Origin of the sequence: Salegentibacter flavus (genome assembly GCF_900115145.1) — a bacterium.
In the GTDB taxonomy this organism is placed as follows: Bacteria; Bacteroidota; Bacteroidia; order Flavobacteriales; family Flavobacteriaceae; genus Salegentibacter; species Salegentibacter flavus.
Genome location: NZ_FOVL01000025.1, coordinates 21,666 through 39,377 on the forward strand (window position 1 = coordinate 21,666; position 17,712 = coordinate 39,377).

Here is a 17,712-nt window from a genome sequence, read left to right on the forward strand (position 1 = left end):
TTTGTTTATGCTGAAATCATCAATGAATAGAAAAGCTCTATTTGTTAGTTAGGCTGATTTTTCTCTCAATTGTTTGATCTTGATTCCGAAGGCAGCGAAGAAGAGTGTCATAAACGGACTCAAATAATTAAAGATTGCATAGCCGAAGTAAGAAGCTACCGGCACACCCAGCACCCCGCTGTGATAAGCGCCACAGGTATTCCAGGGTACTAAAACTGAAGTTACCGTACCAGAATCTTCCAGCGTACGGCTAAGATTTTCGGGAGCAAGGCCTTTATCCCTATAGGCTTTAGCAAACATTTTACCGGGAACCACAATGGCCAGATATTGATCTGAAGCGGTAGCGTTAAGTGCGAGGCAGCTAAATACCGTACTTGCAAAAAGTCCGAAGGTGGTATGGAATAAATTCAGCAAAGCTTTACTTATACGGGCAAGAGCGCCAATGGCATCCATAATTCCTCCAAATACCATCGCGCAAATGATAAGCCAGATGGTACCAAGCATTCCCGCCATTCCCCCAGCCGAAAACAGGTCGTTAAGATTTTCATTATCGGTTTGAACCGCGGTATCTACGGTAATAGCCTGCATCACTCCTTTATAACCGCTTATAAAAGTGAGATCGTCAGCTCCTGCAATTTGTGCGACTATTCCGGGTTGGAAAATTAGTGCAGCTGCCGCTCCCAAAAGGGTTCCCAATAAAAGTGCAATGAGTGGGGATACCTTTTTAACGATCAAAAGAATTACCAGAAGAGGTACCACAAAAAGCCAGGGCGAAATCGTGAATGAATTTTTTATAGACGCAAGAATAGAGGAGGTGTCGGTAATTCCGGTTGGTTCCAGGTTTAAGCCAATAATTACAAACACCGTAATTGTAATAAGAATTGTGGGTACGGTGGTAAGGGTCATATACCGAATATGTGTAAAAAGATCGGTTCCTGCCATTGCCGGTGCAAGGTTAGTGGTGTCGCTTAAAGGGGACAGTTTATCACCAAAATACGCCCCCGAAAGAATAGCCCCTGCCGTCATTCCTACCGAAATTCCCAGGGCTTCAGCAATACCAATTAAAGCAATACCAACCGTAGCCGAAGTAGTCCAGCTACTCCCGGTTGCGACCGAGATCACCGAACAAATCACCACGCAGGCTGCAAGGAAAATAGTAGGATTTAAAATCTGTAATCCATAATAGATCATTGTGGGAATAATACCTGAAATGAGCCAGGTTCCGGCCAGTGCTCCAACCATGAGAAGAATAAGGATTGCTCCCGCAGTGCTCTGGATATTAGAAGCCACCTCATCTATCATTTTGTCATACTTCGTATTATTGAAGTACCCAACAATAGCTGCAACCGCACCGCCAAGTAAAAGTATAAACTGGTTAGAACCGCTCAAAGCATCATCTCCAAATACATAAACGTTAAATGCAAGCATCGCAATAAGGGCAAAAACCGGGATAAGGGCTTCCCAAATATTAAGTTCTCGGTTTTCTACAATTTGTTCATTTTGAGGGCTGGTAGGTTGGTTTTCCATTCGGGCTTTTTATAATAAAATCTTCCGGAGAATTTTAAACCCGGGAAGATTTGATTAAAATTTAAGTTTCTGCCCGTAATTTTACGATTTTACTGCAAAACCGGCAAGTTTTAAGCAAGTCGATAATTAAAAATTATACCCCATACCAAACTGAATGCCTAAACCTGAAAGTTTGGAGTGGTGGTCTTCTTTCTCAAAGGGAATTAATGCATAATGCCGAAAATTGGGATTAATGAACATCTGGAAGTTCCTGATATAATGGTTTACACCTATCCCAAGGCTAAAACCAATACCTGATTGGGAATCAAAACTATTGTCCGAATTTTGAAAATCCAGAACCGGTCCGCCATTGAAAAAGAAATAATCCAAAAATCTGTAATTAAGTAAAACGGGAATAGAGGTGATTTGAAGTCTTTCTCTTCTGGAAGTTTGCTCAGGTATTGGGGCCGAAGTTATTTTTATATCTCCCGTATAGAAACCCACTCCGCTTTCAAGACCAAGACCGTTAGGCAATCTCAGAATATATCTGATACCAAGTTCATAACCGGTTTCCGGATCATAACTGGCACCACCATCAAGACTTTGATTACTGTTCAATTCGTAGGAAGAAATACCATAATATCCGCGAATTTCACTTCGGTTCTGAGCTGAAATATTAGGTATAGTAGTGATTAGAATAAGAAGGATAAGGCTGAATTTTATAGTCTCCATTACAAGTGAAATTAAGAATGCGAACTGCTTATTTTTTATTTAAAGGTAATGAACTAAAATAAAAGACCCCATCGCGCAGTAACGATGAGGTCCTTATTAATCAATGATTTTAATTCAATTAAGCGGTTCCCTTCTTAAGAACTCCTACTTCAAGCATACATTCCTTCATCGTTTGAAAGGTTCTTTCAATATCATTGTCTAAACCAATGCTGAAGCGAATAAGGCCATCGCTTAGTCCCATTTCCTTTTGTTCTTCCTCTGGAATTTCAGAAGAAGTGGAACTTCCTGGTGCGCTGAACAGTGTTTTATAAAAGCCTAAACTCACTGCCAGGTAACCCAGATTCCTTTTCTGCATCAACTCCATAAGTTCGTTGGCTTTTTCAAGGCTTCCCACATCGAGAGTAAGTAAACCACCAAAACCATAATCTTCATTCATCATCTTTTTGAAGGTCTCGTGGCCGGGGTGCGATTTTAACCCTGGATAAACGGTTCTAAGCCCCTCTTCCTGGAATCTTTTGGCAAGATACATTGCATTGTGGCTGTGTTGCTTTATTCGGATATGAAGCGTTCTTAGATTCTTCAGAATAGAAGCAGCTCTCATACTGTCCATTGTTGGACCTAAAAGCATATTCGCACCGTCGTTTACACTTCTAAGAGAATCTATAAATTCCTGACTTCCGCAGGTAACTCCGCCAACGGTATCACTACTTCCGTTTATGAATTTTGTCAAACTATGTATTACGATATCGGCGCCAAGTTCTTTGGGACTAATAGAGAGGGGAGAAAAAGTATTATCTACCACGAAAGTAAGTCCATGTTTTTTGGCGATTTTAGCCAATTCCGCAAGATCAGCCACTTCCAGCAATGGATTGCTTATGGCTTCGCAATACAAAACTTTAGTGTTTTCGGTTATGGCAGCTTCAACCTTTTCGGCGTTGGTGATATCGACAAAAGCGGTGTTGATATTCAGTCTTGGTGCGAAATTTTTCAGAAATGCATAAGTTCCGCCGTAGATAGTACGGCTGGAAACAATATGGTCTCCGGCTTTACATAACTGAAGCAGCGCAGGGGTGATAGCGCCCATTCCGCTGGCGGCAACGTTTGCAGTTTCGGTGCCTTCCATAGCCGCAAGAGCTTCACCCAGATAAAGGTTGGAGGGAGAAGAATGCCTGGAATAAAGATAACACCCGTCTGCATTCCCTTCGAAAGTGTCAAACATTGTTTTTGCTGAAAGGAAAGTATAAGTAGATGAATCGGAAATAGAAGGATTCACGCCTCCAAATTCTCCAAAGTATTGTAAGTCCTGGATTTTATCTGCTGGTTTGAATTTCATGGTGTTTTAAATTTTTAGATTATATCAAATAACAACTATTTCGGAATAAAAATCAACTGTAGTGTCAAAATTCAGTAAAATAAACTATGATAATACATATAATAAGAATAATAATCTTAATTTGTGTATGTTTGGTTTTAAGAATAGAAAATTTTTCCGAATATGAAACTTGATGAAAAGGACCTACAGATCCTAAAGCATTTGCAACGGGATAGCAAAATGACAAATAAGGAGATTTCGGTGAAATTGGCCCTGTCAATAACCGCGGTCTATGAACGCATCAAGCGCCTGGAAAGGGAAGGGGTGATCTCAAAATATGTTGCCCTGTTAAATCCTGATAGAGTTGATAAAGCCTTTACGGTTTTTTGCCAGATAAAACTTATTCAGCATACCAAAGATTATCTTACCCGTTTCGAAACTGAAGTCACGAGCCTGCCCGAGGTTTTGGAATGTTTCCACGTGAGCGGTGAGTATGATTATATTTTAAAAGTTCTGGTGAAAGATATGGCTGCCTATCGTGAATTTATGGTGACCAAACTCACCACTCTGGATCATATAGGTAGTACGCAAAGCACCTTTACCATTGAAAAGGTAAAGAATACCACTGCAATTAGCCTTTAATTCTTAAAGTTTTGCCAGGAACCTGCTCTGCATTGGTCATTGGCGTGAATAGTTGTACTTTTGTGTTCAATTTGTTAAAAATTCAAACATTAAATTATGAGTAAATATGATGTTGCAGTTATAGGTTCTGGCCCCGGAGGATATGTGGCCGCTATACGCTGCGCGCAACTGGGAATGAAAACTGCTATCATAGAGAAATATTCAACTTTGGGGGGAACCTGCCTGAATGTAGGTTGTATTCCGAGTAAAGCCTTACTGGATTCTTCGCATCATTACCACGATGCCGTAAAGCATTTCGAAGACCACGGAATTGAAATTCCGGGTGAGGTAAAGGTAAACCTTGAAAAAATGATGGAGCGTAAATCATCGGTGGTAAGTCAAACCTGCGACGGAGTGAAGTACCTGATGGATAAAAACAAGATTGATGTTTTTGAAGGTGTTGGTTCTTTTAAGGATAAAACCCACATCAATATTGAAAAGAACGATGGCGAAACCGAAACCATTGAAGCTAAAAAAACCATTATTGCTACTGGTTCAAAACCGGCCAATCTTCCGTTTATAGAACTTGATAAAGAAAGAATTATAACTTCTACTGAAGCTTTAAAATTAAAGGAAATTCCTAAGCATATGATTGTGATTGGTGGTGGAGTGATTGGCCTGGAATTAGGTCAGGTTTACCGCCGTTTAGGAGCTGAGGTTACTGTAGTAGAATTTATGGACAGAATTATCCCTACTATGGATAGTGCACTTTCTAAAGAACTTCAAAAAGTACTGAAAAAACAAGGCGTGAAATTCCATACTTCTACTAAAGTGAAATCTGTTGGGCGCAATGGTGACGAGATCATCATCAAAGCAGATGATAAAAAAGATAAAGAAGTAGAGTTTAAAGGAGATTACTGTCTGGTTTCAGTGGGTCGTAAACCTTTTACTGACGGATTAAATGCCGATGCTGCCGGAGTTAAAGTGACCGATAAAGGAATGATCGAGGTAAATGAACATTTGCAAACCAACGTAGAGAATATCTATGCTATTGGGGATGTTGTTCGTGGCGCTATGCTGGCCCATAAAGCCGAAGAAGAAGGAACCTTTGTGGCTGAAACTATCGCAGGGCAAAAACCGCATATCGATTATAACCTTATTCCCGGGGTGGTTTATACCTGGCCAGAAGTTGCTGCGGTAGGGAAAACCGAAGAAGAACTTAAGGAAGAAGGCGTAAAATATAAAGAAGGGAAATTCCCAATGCGTGCTCTTGGACGTTCCAGAGCCAGCGGAGATCTGGACGGATTCGTAAAAATCCTTGCCGATGAAAAGACCGATGAGGTGCTTGGCGTACATATGATAGGCGCCCGTACTGCCGATCTTATTGCTGAAGCGGTAACCGCGATGGAATTCCGCGCTTCTGCTGAAGATATTTCAAGAATGAGCCACGCGCATCCAACCTATGCTGAAGCCGTTAAGGAAGCTGCTCTTGCTGCTACCGATAACCGCCCTTTGCACGTATAGTTGATCCTGAAGCCAAAATTTTAAAACCCGGAAATCGAGAGATTTTCGGGTTTTATTTTTATTTCCGGTGTATTAAATTGGTATCTGTTCTTTACCTATCTTTATGGGGTTAAATTAAACATAGAAAAAATGTCAAAAGAAAAATCACCCTCGAAGAATTCGGCTAAAAAAGAGCCGGTTTTGAGTTTAAAGGAAAAACGTGCCGCCAAGGCCGTAAAGAAAAAGAACCGAACTTAAGAAAAGATAAAAAAATCCCGCACCTGTGGGATTTTATATTTTTAGATAAAAGTAAGCTAGTTCTGAGATAAACGCTTAGTGAATATTAATCACATAAGTTGCCTGATAAACTTCTTCTGGTTCCAACTGCTCGATACCTTCTTTTGTTTTCAGGTTTTGGTCGGTGCCTTCCACATCGGCGATACCCAGCCAGGGTTCTATGCAAACGTATGGTGCATTTGGTTTAGCCCATATTCCAAGGTTTTTAAAGTCTGAATATTCCACGCTTAAAACAGCTCCCGAATTTTTGCTTTTAAGGACCACTTTCTTTGAGGGAATATTTTTGAAAATAAGTGCGTCATTCTCAAAGAGGTCCTTCTTCAACCAGATTTTATTCTCATTATCAAGAATTCCTTCGGTTCTTTCGCTCACCAGACCTTCTTTATTAAGCAAATAACTGCGTAGATCTAGCTTTTGGTCAAATTCCAGGTAATAATCTTCGTAATCCTCATTCTCTGATAGCGGAGCATTAAATGCCGGATGACCGCCCAGAGAGAAATACATAGTCTTTTCATCTAAATTAGAGACCTGGTGAGACACTTCCAGGTTTTTTCCATTTAATTTGAATGCGATTTCAAAATTAAATTTAAACGGATATTGCTTCAGACTTTCTTCTGAAAATTGTAATTCAAAAACCAGTTCATTTTCGGTTTTTGATTTTAACCGAATATTTTTGTTGTAACGCACAAATCCGTGTTTGGGCATTTTATAGGTTTTGCCTTCAAAAGTATATTCGCCGTTTTTCAACACGCCAATTACAGGGAAGAGGTTCGGTGCCTGACTAGCCCAGATTTCGGGATTGCCTTGCCAAAGATGTTCAATGCCGGTTTCCAGGTTTTTGATGCTTGAAAGTTCGGCCCCTACAGGATTTACTGTTATACTTAGAAATTCATTTTTTATTTGATGCATCTTATTTCTTTCTTCTTCGGTTAGCATTTTTATCGCCCCTGGTTTTAGGCTTTTTATATTTCTTCACGATTTCCCTTCTATAGGATCCGCCCAGATTTTCTTTTCTGTTTTTCTCCTTTTTCTCGTGGAAAGCAGGGCCCGGAGCATCGGCATCGGAAGTTTTTGAAGGATTGTTGGCTTCAAAGATTCTGGGTTGTTCTTCAGGGATCAGTTCCGTAGAGATCTCAACTTCATCCGGAAGCTCCTTTCTAGGAACTTCCATTTTCATCAAAGCTTCAATGTTTTCAAGATATTCGGTTTCGGCTTCGGTGGTTAATAAAATGGATTTTCCTTCTTTTTCTGCCCGACCCGTTCGGCCGATACGGTGCATATAATTTTCGGGATATTTCGGGGTGTCGAAGTTGATTACGTGGCTCACCGATTCAATATCCAGACCCCTGGCCATCACATCGGTTGCAACCAGGATCCTGGAAAATCCGCTGCCGAATTGCTTAATGCTTCGCAGCCTGTAATTCTGCGTTTTATTGGAGTGAATTACCGTACACTCTTTGGGAAAATGCGATTCAAGTTCCTGGTGAAGCCGATCGGCCATCCGCTTGTAGGCTACAAAGATGAGCACCTTGGAATAGGTTTCTTTATCCTGAAGAATATGTTTCAGGAAATTGACTTTGGTATTAAAATTCGGGATTCTGTAGCCGGTTTGTTCGATGTTGTCCAGGGGAGTTCCACTGGCTGCAACCGAAATTTTCTCCGGACTCTTAAAATTAGATTCGATTAAAATCTCCACATTTTCAGTAATTGTAGCCGAAAACATTATGTTTTGTCTGTTCTCCGGAAGCAATTCGAAAATATTATTGATCTGAAATTTGAAACCCAGGTCCAGCATGACATCTACTTCATCGATCACCAGTTTCTGGATAGATTTTAGCTGAAGCGCCCGTCTAAGAACCAAATCGTAAAGCCTTCCCGGTGTAGCCACTACGATATCCTGACCTTGCATAAGATTTTGTTGTTGGGTATTCATATTCACCCCGCCATAAATCCCTGCTATGCGAACATTCATATAAGCGGTAAGCTTCTCAATTTCCTCCAATACCTGAACTACCAGCTCCCTGGTAGGTACCAGAATGAGCACTCTGGGATTTTTTTGCTCTGAGTATTTAAGCATCCTTAAAATAGGAAGCATATAGGCAAAGGTCTTTCCTGTTCCGGTTTGGGCGATTCCCACCATATCTCTACCCGACATAATGGTAGAAAAAGTTTGTTCCTGAATAGGGGTTGGGGAAGTAATCCCGAGATCATCCAATGCATTTCGCAAAGGCGTAGTAATATTTAAATCCTGAAAAGTCACAGTTTGAAGTTTTTATGGGCCAGCAAAGTTAGTGAAACTCTGTTTTAAAATTGCCGAAGGCAGCATTTAAAACAGTTAGTTGAACTAATCCCGACGGAAGTCGGGATCCCATTGACCCCATCAGCCTGTAAAGTGTTCCTGTCTCCATTTTATTTTAATGCCGAAGGCATCATTTAAAACAGTTAGTTGAACTAATCCCGCCGCAGGGCGGGATCTCATCGGTTCTGCAAGTTTTTTATAAGGTTTTATTTTTTCTATTTATAGTAACCCTGCAAGGGCTCCAAGCCCTTGCAGGGTTTTCGGACTACCGCAATAAAATTGTTAAGGAAAATAACAAAATCAGGCTAAAAAGCTTTAGTTTCTATATTTTTGGACATAAGCTTAACCAACTATGAAAAAGATACTTGCCTTTACAGGCTCCAACAGCAGTACGTCTATCAATTTGCAGTTATTGAACCATATCACGGGACGCATTCAGGGTCACGAGATCAAAACTATTAGTCTAACCGATTATGAATTGCCGATTTATTGCGCCGATATTGAGAAGGAGCGGGGGATACCTGTAAATGCAAGTATTATTAAAAACCAGATATCGCAGCACGATGGTCTGGTAATTACTGTCAATGAACACAACCGCAACATCTCTGCTTTTTTCAAAAATGTTATCGATTGGCTTTCACGGCTTGACCGCAATTTTCTGACCGGAAAAAAGATTCTACTTATGAGCACCTCTCCGGGAGCCCGAGGCGGAGCTGCAGCCCTGGAATATTGCAAGACTATTTTTCCGCGTTTCGGAGGGCAGGTAGTGCAAAGTTTTAGTTTACCCTCTTTCCGAGATAATTTTCAGGATGGAAAAATATTAAATGAAGTTCTGGAATTAGGAATCGAAGATGTGTTAACCAGTTTCTCCCAGGATGTGGAAGAAAGTCCGGATAACAACATTGAGGAATAATTATTTTTGGTTTATATCAAAAACCGACTGGATTAATTTCCACAATATTTAAAAAGCTTTGACAGAACCTTCATTCTTTAGCTTTCGTCTTTTTACCTTTGCCTTCCAAACCTAATTATTCGTGCGCAGCGTAAAACAATTTACATTAGAAAACCCCAAAGATTTTAAACAAAAGTTACTTCATTGGAGCCGGCAGTTTCAGGAGGTGGCATGGCTGGATAGCAACGATTACATCCAAAAGCATGGTGAATTCGATGCGCTACTGGCAGTGGGAGCCTTTACCGCTATCAAAACCGATTATCATAATGCATTCGATAAACTTCAGGAATATCAGGAAACTACTAAAGACTGGATCTTTGGTTATTTGTCATACGATCTAAAAAACGATGTGGAAAAGCTTTCCAGTAACAATTTCGACGGCTTAGGCTTTCCTGACCTGTATTTTTTTCAACCTCAGAAATTGTTTCTGCTTAAGGGAGAACATCTTGAGATGCACTACCTGAGAATGGTAGACGATGAGATGGAGGATGATCTTGTGGAAATAAAGCAAAGTGCTCCTGCCAGTGTTCAGCAGGAAAAAGTTGAAGAATCTTCTGCCAAAACCTCCAAAATTCAGGCCCGAACTTCAGAGCAGAACTACCTTGAAAAAGTCGGGCAAATGCTGAAACACATTCAGCGGGGAGATATCTACGAGGCTAATTTTTGCCAGGAATTCTTTTCAGAAAACCGGGTGATCGATCCCGTGCAGGTTTTTCAGGATCTCAATGCTATTTCGGGACCTCCATTTGCAACTTTTTTGCGGCTGGAAGAGCATTATTTGCTTTCAGCATCACCTGAGCGCTACCTGAAGAAAACAGGTTCCAAACTTATTTCCCAACCTATAAAGGGCACAGCGCGGCGATCTGAAGATTCCGAAGAGGATTCAAAAATAGCCGAAAATCTAAAGAATGATCCTAAGGAGCGTTCAGAAAACGTGATGATCGTGGACCTGGTGCGCAATGACCTTTCCAGGATCGCCAAAAAAGGAAGTGTGGAGGTGGAAGAGCTGTGCCGGGTATATCACTTTAAACAGGTACACCAGTTAATCTCCACGATTTCTGCAGAACTCGAAGAGAATATCCCGCCGGTGGAGGCTCTGCGCGTCACTTTCCCTATGGGGAGTATGACCGGCGCGCCAAAGATTTCCGCTATGAAGATCATCGAGGAACTGGAAGATGCCAAACGCGGACTATATAGCGGCGCAGTGGGATACTTCACTCCAAACGGCGACTTCGATTTTAATGTGGTGATTCGTAGTATCCTTTATAATTCTGAAAAAGAATATGTTTCTTTTTCGGTTGGTGGAGCGATAACGGCGCAGTCAATTCCGGAGAAGGAATATGAAGAATGTCTTTTAAAGGCAAAAGCGATGCGGCAGGTGCTTTCTTAAATCAGGCTTTTGTATCTTTGAATTGATATGGAAAAAGCCTTTAAGAATCTTATCAGAAACGAACTTTCTTACCTTTGTAATTCCAGGTTATTGCTGGCAGTTAGTGGCGGGTTAGATAGTGTAGCACTTCTGCATTTGTGCAAAGAGGCCAAACTGGATTTCGCTGTTGCCCATTGCAATTTTAATCTCCGTGGAAAAGAAAGCGATGCAGATGAACGCTTCGTTAAAGAGCTGGCAAAAGAGACGGAAACCGAGGTCTTCTCCCAGAATTTTGATACCGAAAAATATGCTGAGGATAAAGGGTTTTCTATCCAAATGGCTGCGAGGGATTTGCGTTACCACTGGTTTGAAGAGTTAAGACTTCAGCATAAATTTGATTTTGTACTCACCGCCCATCACGCCAACGACGATTTAGAGACTTTTCTTATAAATCTTGTTCGGGGGACCGGGCTGGAAGGCCTTTCGGGAATAAAAACGGAGAATAAGAAAGTAATTCGCCCCTTGCTTCAATTTTCAAGGAAAGAGATTGAAGCTTACGTGAAAGAGCAACATATAGAATGGCGGGAAGATAGCAGCAATGCCTCTATCAAATATCTTCGGAATAAAATAAGGCACGATATGGTGCCGCTTTTTGAGGAACTTAACCCTGAGTTTTTAAAGTCTTTTTTGCAAACCCAGTCTCATCTAAAGGAAAGTCAGGACCTGGTGGAGGACTACATCAGCCTTATCTATCCCGAAACGGTAAAGAAGGGAAAGTTGGGTTATGAACTGGATATTGCTTTCCTTCAGAAGATCCCAAATACCAAATCGGTTTTATATCAATTGTTGAAATCTTTTGGTTTTACTGAATGGAACGATGTTCATAATCTCCTGAGGGCTCAACCGGGTAAGATGGTTTTTTCGGCTACACACAGGTTGATAAAAGACCGGGAGAAGCTTATACTTACTGAACTACCTTCAGAAACCCACAATCAGGATTTTCTGATTGAGGAAAATGAAGAATTTGTGATGCTGCCTATAGGTACTTTTACATTTTCTGAAGTTAAGGAAATAGAGGAGAAGGCAAAAAATTGTATTTATGTTGATCCGGAGTTGCTTGAGTACCCGTTAGTTGTGCGCAAATGGCGAAAAGGAGACTACTTTTATCCTTTTGGAATGAAAGGAAAGAAGAAGCTTAGCGACTTCTTTAAGGACAAAAAATTATCCATACCCGAAAAGGAAAACAGCTGGTTGCTGTGTTCGGGAGAAAAAATAGTTTGGGTGATCAATCAACGCGCCGATAGCCGGTTTGCAATAGGTTCACCAGATCAGAAAATATTAAAAATCACCTGTAATTTATGAGGTACCTGGCAAGTCTGTTTCTATTAGTTTTTTCATTCACAACGGCTAATGCACAGTTTTTTGACGACAATGATCAAAATTATCAGTTTTCAAATCCAATAAGCTGGGAAGCTGAGGTAGAACAGGAGAACGATAGTATTTACAACCTTATTTTTACCGCCAAGCTGGAAGAAGGCTGGCACCTGTATTCTCAACAGGAAGCCGACATTGATATCGCACCAATCCCCACTAAATTCACCTATAATAATACTCCAGAAACCTATGAACTTATAGGTGAGACCGAAGAGCCCGAAGCCGAGCCTTATTATGATGAAGTCTTTGGCGCAGATATTATTTATTTTGAAGATGAAGTGGTCTTCACTCAAAAAATTAAGGTGATTAATCCTGAAGGACCTGAAGTAGTTGCTGAGGTTTATTTTTCGGTTTGTGATGATGAGCAATGTTTGCCCCCGGAAACAGAGCGTTTCACCATATCCCTCCAGGACAAACAAGTAACCGCTGGTTTTACCGATCTTGAGATTTCTGACAGGGATCAGGAACTCGCCGATGCCCTGGATATGAATCTTAAGGGGATGGAGGCTTACCATACCGAAGAGGAAGACGGGGGGAGTAATTTTACCAATATATTTTTATTAGGATTTCTTGGAGGTCTTATCGCCTTGCTGACTCCCTGTGTATTTCCTATGATTCCCTTAACGGTTTCATTTTTTACCAAAGGAGCGAAAAACCGAAAAAGAGGAACCATTAATGCTATATCATATGGATTTTTTATTGTTCTTATTTATCTTTTACTGAGCTTACCCTTCCATCTTCTGGATAGTGTAAATCCAGAATTACTGAATAATATTTCCACCAATGTTACGCTGAATGTTCTCTTCTTCGTCATCTTTATAATTTTCGCTTTTTCCTTCTTTGGATATTATGAAATAACCCTGCCCAGTTCGTGGAGCAGTAAAATGGATGATAAAGCTTCCAGTGTAGGAGGATTCATCGGGATTTTCTTTATGGCACTAACCCTCGCCCTGGTTTCGTTTTCATGTACCGGACCAATTCTCGGTTCTTTGCTTGGAGGTTCGTTAACCAGTGATGGTGGTGCTATGCAGCTTTCAGTAGGTATGGGTGGTTTTGGCCTAGCCCTGGCTTTACCATTTGCTCTTTTTGCCCTTTTCCCTAACTGGTTAAATTCGCTGCCAAAGAGTGGTGGATGGCTTAACACTGTTAAGGTTGTCCTTGGTTTTATAGAGCTGGGACTTGCCTTTAAATTCCTTTCCAATGCCGATCTTGTACAGCACTGGGGGCTTTTAAAACGTGAAATATTTATTGGGATCTGGATCCTTGCAGGTTTAGGTCTGGTGGCTTATCTCTTCGGATTGCTTCGCTTTCCACACGATGGACCTAAGCAAAGAATAAGCAAAGGCCGTTTTGGAGTAGGAGTGCTTGTACTCCTGTTTGTGATCTATTTAATTCCCGGACTAACTAATACCAGCCACGCAAATCTGAAATTGCTGAGTGGATTCCCACCTCCATTATTTTATAGTGTGTATGATAAAGGCACCGAAGCACCCCTTGGCCTTGAAGCTTACAAAGACTGGGATAAAGGTCTTGAAGCAGCAAAAAGAGAAAATAAACCAATAATGATAGATTTCACCGGCTGGGCCTGCGTTAACTGCCGTAAAATGGAGGAACAGGTTTGGAGCGAACCTGAAGTTTTTGAGACTATTAGAGACGATTATATTCTTATCTCCCTGTATGTAGATGACCGTAAAGATTTGGAAGAGGAGGAGCAGTTTAATTACATAAGGCCAAATGGCAGTATTAAACCAATAAAGACTATTGGTGATAAATGGGCCACTTTTCAAACCATCAATTTCCGTAATAACTCACAACCTTTTTATGTGCTGGTAGATCCTGAGGTGAATATGTTGCATGAACCCGTAGGTTATATGCCAGATGCCGATAAATATTACAAATGGCTGCAGGAAGGACTGGAAAAATTCAAGGAGACTTCTAAAAATTAAATTTTCTTCTTGTTTATGCGGGTAATTTCTATCTTTAGGAACTTAAAAAAATATTCTTAAGATGAATTTACTCCGAAATTTTTTTATTGTATTGTTTATCAATGGTCTTAGCCTGCAACTTGTTGCTCAAACCGAGGAATTTAAGGTAAAAGAGCATTACAATAAAACAGAAGTAACTATCCCGATGCGGGATGGTGTTAATTTGCATACCACTATATATTCACCCAAAGATACTTCTAAAGACTATCCAATTCTTATGCAGCGAACTCCGTATAGTTCGCGTCCCTACGGGGAAGATCAGTTCCGTTCGCTTATAGGACCCAATAAATTCCTGATGGAGGAAGGCAATATTATTGTCTATCAGGATGTGCGGGGCCGATGGATGAGCGAGGGGAAATATGATAATATGAGGGCTTATATACCCGAAAAAACCGGAAATCAAACCGATGAATCTAGCGATACTTACGATACCATTGAGTGGCTTATAAATAATATTGAAAACAATAACGGTCGGGTTGGTACCTGGGGAATTTCTTATCCCGGGCATTACGCGATAGCTTCTTTACTGGATGCCCATCCCGCCCTTAAAGCTGCTTCTCCCCAGGCAGGGATCGGGGATTTTTATTTTGATGACTTTCATCATAACGGAGCTTATCTTCTAAGCTACTGGAGAGCAACCGCACTTTTTGGATATCAGAAAGATGGCCCTACTGATGAAGCCTGGTATGAACTTCCCGGTCTCGGTACCCAGGATCAATACCAGTTTTTTCTGGATGTTGGGCCATTGAGCAATCTTGATGAATATTACAGAGAAGACAATGAATTCTGGCAGCAGTTAAAGGAACATCCTAACTACGATGAATTCTGGCAGAGCCGCGGGATCATTCAGCATTTAGAAGATATAGAACCGGCCGTGATGGTAGTAGGCGGACTTTTTGATGCTGAAGACTTGTATGGTCCCTTTGAGACCTATAAAAATATTGAAAAACGAAGCGATAACTACAACACTATGGTGATGGGGCCATGGAGCCACGGAGACTGGGCACGCTTAACCGAAAGACAGGCTGTAGGAAATGTTTATTTTGGTGATAATATTTCAAAAGATTATCAGCAGAATATAGAGACTAAATTCTTTAATCACTTTTTGAAAGGGGAAGCAAATGATAATTCCGGCTTGCCTGAGGCTTACTTATATGACACAGGAGACCGCGAATGGAATACCTACGACCAGTGGCCTCCAAAGGGTGAGGAAAAAGTGTTTTTCCTGGGTGATGACCAGAAGCTCACTAATGAGGCTTCAGAAACAGAGAAAAGTTTTGTAAGCGATGTAAAGAAACCGGTTCCTTATAACGATGAGATCAAGGCGGTTTTCACGCCACGAGAATATATGACCGGCGACCAGCGCTTTGCTGCGAGAAGGCCCGATGTGCTTATTTTTGAAACCGAACGTCTCGAGGAAGATATGAAGCTTGCCGGAGAAATTGAAGCCATTTTACAGGTAGCCACCACGGGTACCGATGCCGATTGGGTAGTGAAGGTGATTGATGTTTATCCTATGGATTCTGAAAATTATGAGGAAACTATGCCGCATCTAAATATGGATAACTATCATATGATGGTGCGAAGTGAGGTAATGCGCGGGCGTTTCAGAAACAGTTTTGAAAATCCTGAGCCTTTCACTCCAAACCAAAAAACCGAAGTGGCTATTAAACTCCAGGATATAAACCATACCTTTAAGAAAGGTCATAAATTGCAAATTCAGGTGCAGAGTACCTGGTTCCCACTTATAGACCTTAATCCACAAACCTTTGTGCCTAATATTTTTGAAGCTTCAGAAGAAGATTTCAAAACGCAAACCCATACTGTTTATGGTGATTCCAGGATTAAATTCACCGAAGTAAAAAATTAATTTCTTAATGAATTTCAGAATAAAAAAACAATATATAATTATACTTCTGTTGACGGTTTTTGTTGCCTGCGGAGAAGAAAAAAACAATTATTCGGAAGCTGAAAAAGAAAAAGCTTCAGCTGAACTCAATCAGTATTTTGAAAAGGAATTTCAGAAGGATGTAGATGATTCCCCCATGTTGCAAACGCGTCTGGGCTATAAATCAAATTATGATAAATGGGATGATTTTTCCCACCTGAAATATGCCGAAGATCTCAAAAAAGCAAAAAAACGCCTTGAATATCTTAAAACGGTTGATGTTGAAGCCCTGAACGAAGAAACCCGGTTAAGCTTCAGGTTGTATAAACAGCAAATTGAAAATGAGATCGCCGACTATGATTATCGCTTCTACAATTATCCTGTAAATCAGATGCACGGCTACCAGTCAGAATTGCCTGCTTTTCTTATCAACATGCACCGCATCGATTCGGTGAGTGATGCCCGGGATTATATTTCGCGTCTGGAAGGTTTCCCGGGTTTGATAGAAGATATCATTGGGAATATTAAAATAAGGGAGCAGAATGGAATAGTTCCTCCAAAATTCGTCTTTGATAGAGTATTGGAGGACAGCAGGAATATTATTAAAGGGAAACCTTTTGGAAAAGCCAGTGAACAAAGTGTGTTTTTAAAAGATTTTTATACAAAAGTTCAGGCGCTGGATATTTCCGCGGAGGAAAAACGAAAGCTTATTAGCGATGCAGAACAGGCGCTTATCAATAAAGTGAAACCCGCTTACGAAAATCTGATCGCTACTTTGGAAAATCAGCAAAAGCGTGCGACTATTGAGGATGGAGTATGGAAATTCCCAAAAGGAATCGAATTTTATAACAATGCCTTAAAGAGATTCACTACCACTAATCTTACTGCGGAGGAAATTCACGAGATGGGAAAATCTGAAGTAGCCAGGATCCATGCCGAAATGGAGGTTCTTATGGAGGAAGTTGGATTTGAGGGGTCTATGCAGGAATTTTTCGATTTTATGCGGAATGATCCGCAATTCTATTACGAAGATTCTCCAGAAGGGCGGGCAAAGTACCTCGCTGAAGCCACCGATATTATCAACACTATGAAAGGACGACTCGATGAGCTCTTCCTAACCCAGCCCAAAGCCGATATTGTAGTAAAGGCAGTAGAACCTTTTAGAGAACGTAGTGCAGGTAAGGCTTTTTATCAGCAACCAGCAAAAGATGGTTCCCGGCCCGGTACTTATTACGCCAATTTATATGATATGAAAGCTATGCCAATCTATCAGATGGAAGCTTTGGCTTACCATGAGGGAATTCCCGGCCATCATATGCAGTTGGCTATTGCCCAGGAACTGGAAAATATTCCTGAATTCAGAAAGCACAGCTTCTATACGGCCTATATTGAGGGATGGGGACTCTATAGCGAGCTTGTTCCAAAAGAAATAGGCTTTTATGAAGATCCATATTCAGATTTTGGAAGGCTTGCCATGGAACTCTGGCGATCCTGCCGCCTGGTTGTAGATACCGGAATTCACGCTAAAAAATGGACACGGGAAGAAGGTATTGACTATTATAAACAAAACACCCCGAATGCCGAAAGTGATGCCGTTAAAATGGTGGAAAGACATATTGTAATGCCCGGTCAGGCCACGGCTTATAAAGTGGGTATGAATAAGATCCTTGAATTAAGGGAAACCGCCATGACAGAATTAGGTGATGATTTTGATATCAGGGAGTTCCACGATCTGATATTATTAAATGGGGCTATGCCATTAAATATTCTGGAGGAAAGAGTGATGGACTGGATAGAAGAGAAAAACTAATTAA

General features: G+C 40.9%; 13 protein-coding genes. 8 read left to right on the forward strand and 5 right to left on the reverse strand.

Features of this window, described 5'->3' with window-relative positions:
• Positions 1–48 precede the first annotated feature (48 nt).
• The 3 genes from nhaC to BM266_RS15170 all read right to left on the reverse strand — a co-directional run bounded on the left by nhaC (position 49) and on the right by BM266_RS15170 (position 3,571).
• Entirely contained in the window at positions 49–1,527 is a 1,479-nt protein-coding gene (gene nhaC, locus BM266_RS15160; protein ID WP_093411193.1) for a Na+/H+ antiporter NhaC, read from the reverse strand.
• A gap of 126 nt (positions 1,528–1,653) precedes the next feature.
• On the reverse strand, positions 1,654–2,238 hold the full coding sequence (locus BM266_RS15165; RefSeq protein WP_093411195.1) for an outer membrane beta-barrel protein: 585 nt from the start codon (positions 2,236–2,238) through the stop codon (positions 1,654–1,656).
• A gap of 118 nt (positions 2,239–2,356) precedes the next feature.
• Positions 2,357–3,571 carry an aminotransferase class I/II-fold pyridoxal phosphate-dependent enzyme gene (locus tag BM266_RS15170; RefSeq protein WP_093411198.1) on the reverse strand — a complete coding sequence of 405 codons (1,215 nt, stop codon included), beginning with the start codon at positions 3,569–3,571 and terminating at the stop codon, positions 2,357–2,359.
• A 162-nt stretch (positions 3,572–3,733) separates the two neighbouring features.
• Here BM266_RS15170 and BM266_RS15175 point away from each other — a divergent pair, with 162 nt between their 5' ends.
• Together BM266_RS15175 and lpdA are read left to right on the forward strand one after the other, a co-directional pair.
• On the forward strand, positions 3,734–4,192 hold the full coding sequence (locus tag BM266_RS15175) for an Lrp/AsnC family transcriptional regulator (protein WP_093411200.1): 459 nt from the start codon (positions 3,734–3,736) through the stop codon (positions 4,190–4,192).
• 96 nt (positions 4,193–4,288) lie between these two features.
• The gene (lpdA, locus tag BM266_RS15180) at positions 4,289–5,695 is read left to right on the forward strand and encodes a dihydrolipoyl dehydrogenase (protein ID WP_093411202.1); all 1,407 of its coding nucleotides are present in this window, start codon (positions 4,289–4,291) and stop codon (positions 5,693–5,695) included.
• Positions 5,696–6,007: 312 nt separating this feature from the next.
• Here the strand turns inward: lpdA and BM266_RS15185 are convergent, their stop codons facing one another.
• Positions 6,008–6,907, reverse strand: a complete 900-nt coding sequence (locus tag BM266_RS15185) for an aldose 1-epimerase family protein (RefSeq protein WP_245760466.1) — start codon at positions 6,905–6,907, stop codon at positions 6,008–6,010.
• Entirely contained in the window at positions 6,882–8,231 is a 1,350-nt protein-coding gene (locus BM266_RS15190) for a DEAD/DEAH box helicase (protein WP_093411204.1), read from the reverse strand. The genes BM266_RS15185 and BM266_RS15190 overlap by 26 nt, the downstream gene beginning before the upstream one ends.
• 391 nt (positions 8,232–8,622) lie before the next feature.
• On the opposite strand from BM266_RS15190, the gene BM266_RS15195 reads away from it, so the two are divergent.
• The 6 genes from BM266_RS15195 (at position 8,623) to BM266_RS15220 (ending at position 17,708) form a co-directional block, all read left to right on the forward strand.
• Positions 8,623–9,183 (forward strand): NADPH-dependent FMN reductase, encoded by a 561-nt coding sequence (locus BM266_RS15195; RefSeq protein ID WP_093411206.1) that lies wholly within the window; start codon positions 8,623–8,625, stop codon positions 9,181–9,183.
• A gap of 121 nt (positions 9,184–9,304) precedes the next feature.
• Positions 9,305–10,612 (forward strand): aminodeoxychorismate synthase component I, encoded by a 1,308-nt coding sequence (gene pabB / locus BM266_RS15200; RefSeq protein WP_093411208.1) that lies wholly within the window; start codon positions 9,305–9,307, stop codon positions 10,610–10,612.
• Positions 10,613–10,639: 27 nt separating this feature from the next.
• Entirely contained in the window at positions 10,640–11,953 is a 1,314-nt protein-coding gene (gene tilS / locus BM266_RS15205) for a tRNA lysidine(34) synthetase TilS (protein WP_093411210.1), read from the forward strand.
• Complete coding sequence (locus BM266_RS15210; protein ID WP_093411211.1) at positions 11,950–13,971, forward strand: protein-disulfide reductase DsbD family protein; 2,022 nt, start codon at positions 11,950–11,952, stop codon at positions 13,969–13,971. Before tilS ends, BM266_RS15210 begins: the two co-directional genes overlap by 4 nt.
• A gap of 61 nt (positions 13,972–14,032) precedes the next feature.
• A complete protein-coding gene (locus BM266_RS15215) occupies positions 14,033–15,880 on the forward strand; it encodes a CocE/NonD family hydrolase (RefSeq protein WP_093411213.1) in 1,848 nt (615 codons plus the stop codon).
• Positions 15,881–15,887: 7 nt separating this feature from the next.
• Positions 15,888–17,708, forward strand: coding sequence for a DUF885 domain-containing protein (locus BM266_RS15220; protein ID WP_093411214.1), 1,821 nt, complete (start codon positions 15,888–15,890; stop codon positions 17,706–17,708).
• The last annotated feature ends 4 nt before the right edge of the window (positions 17,709–17,712 follow it).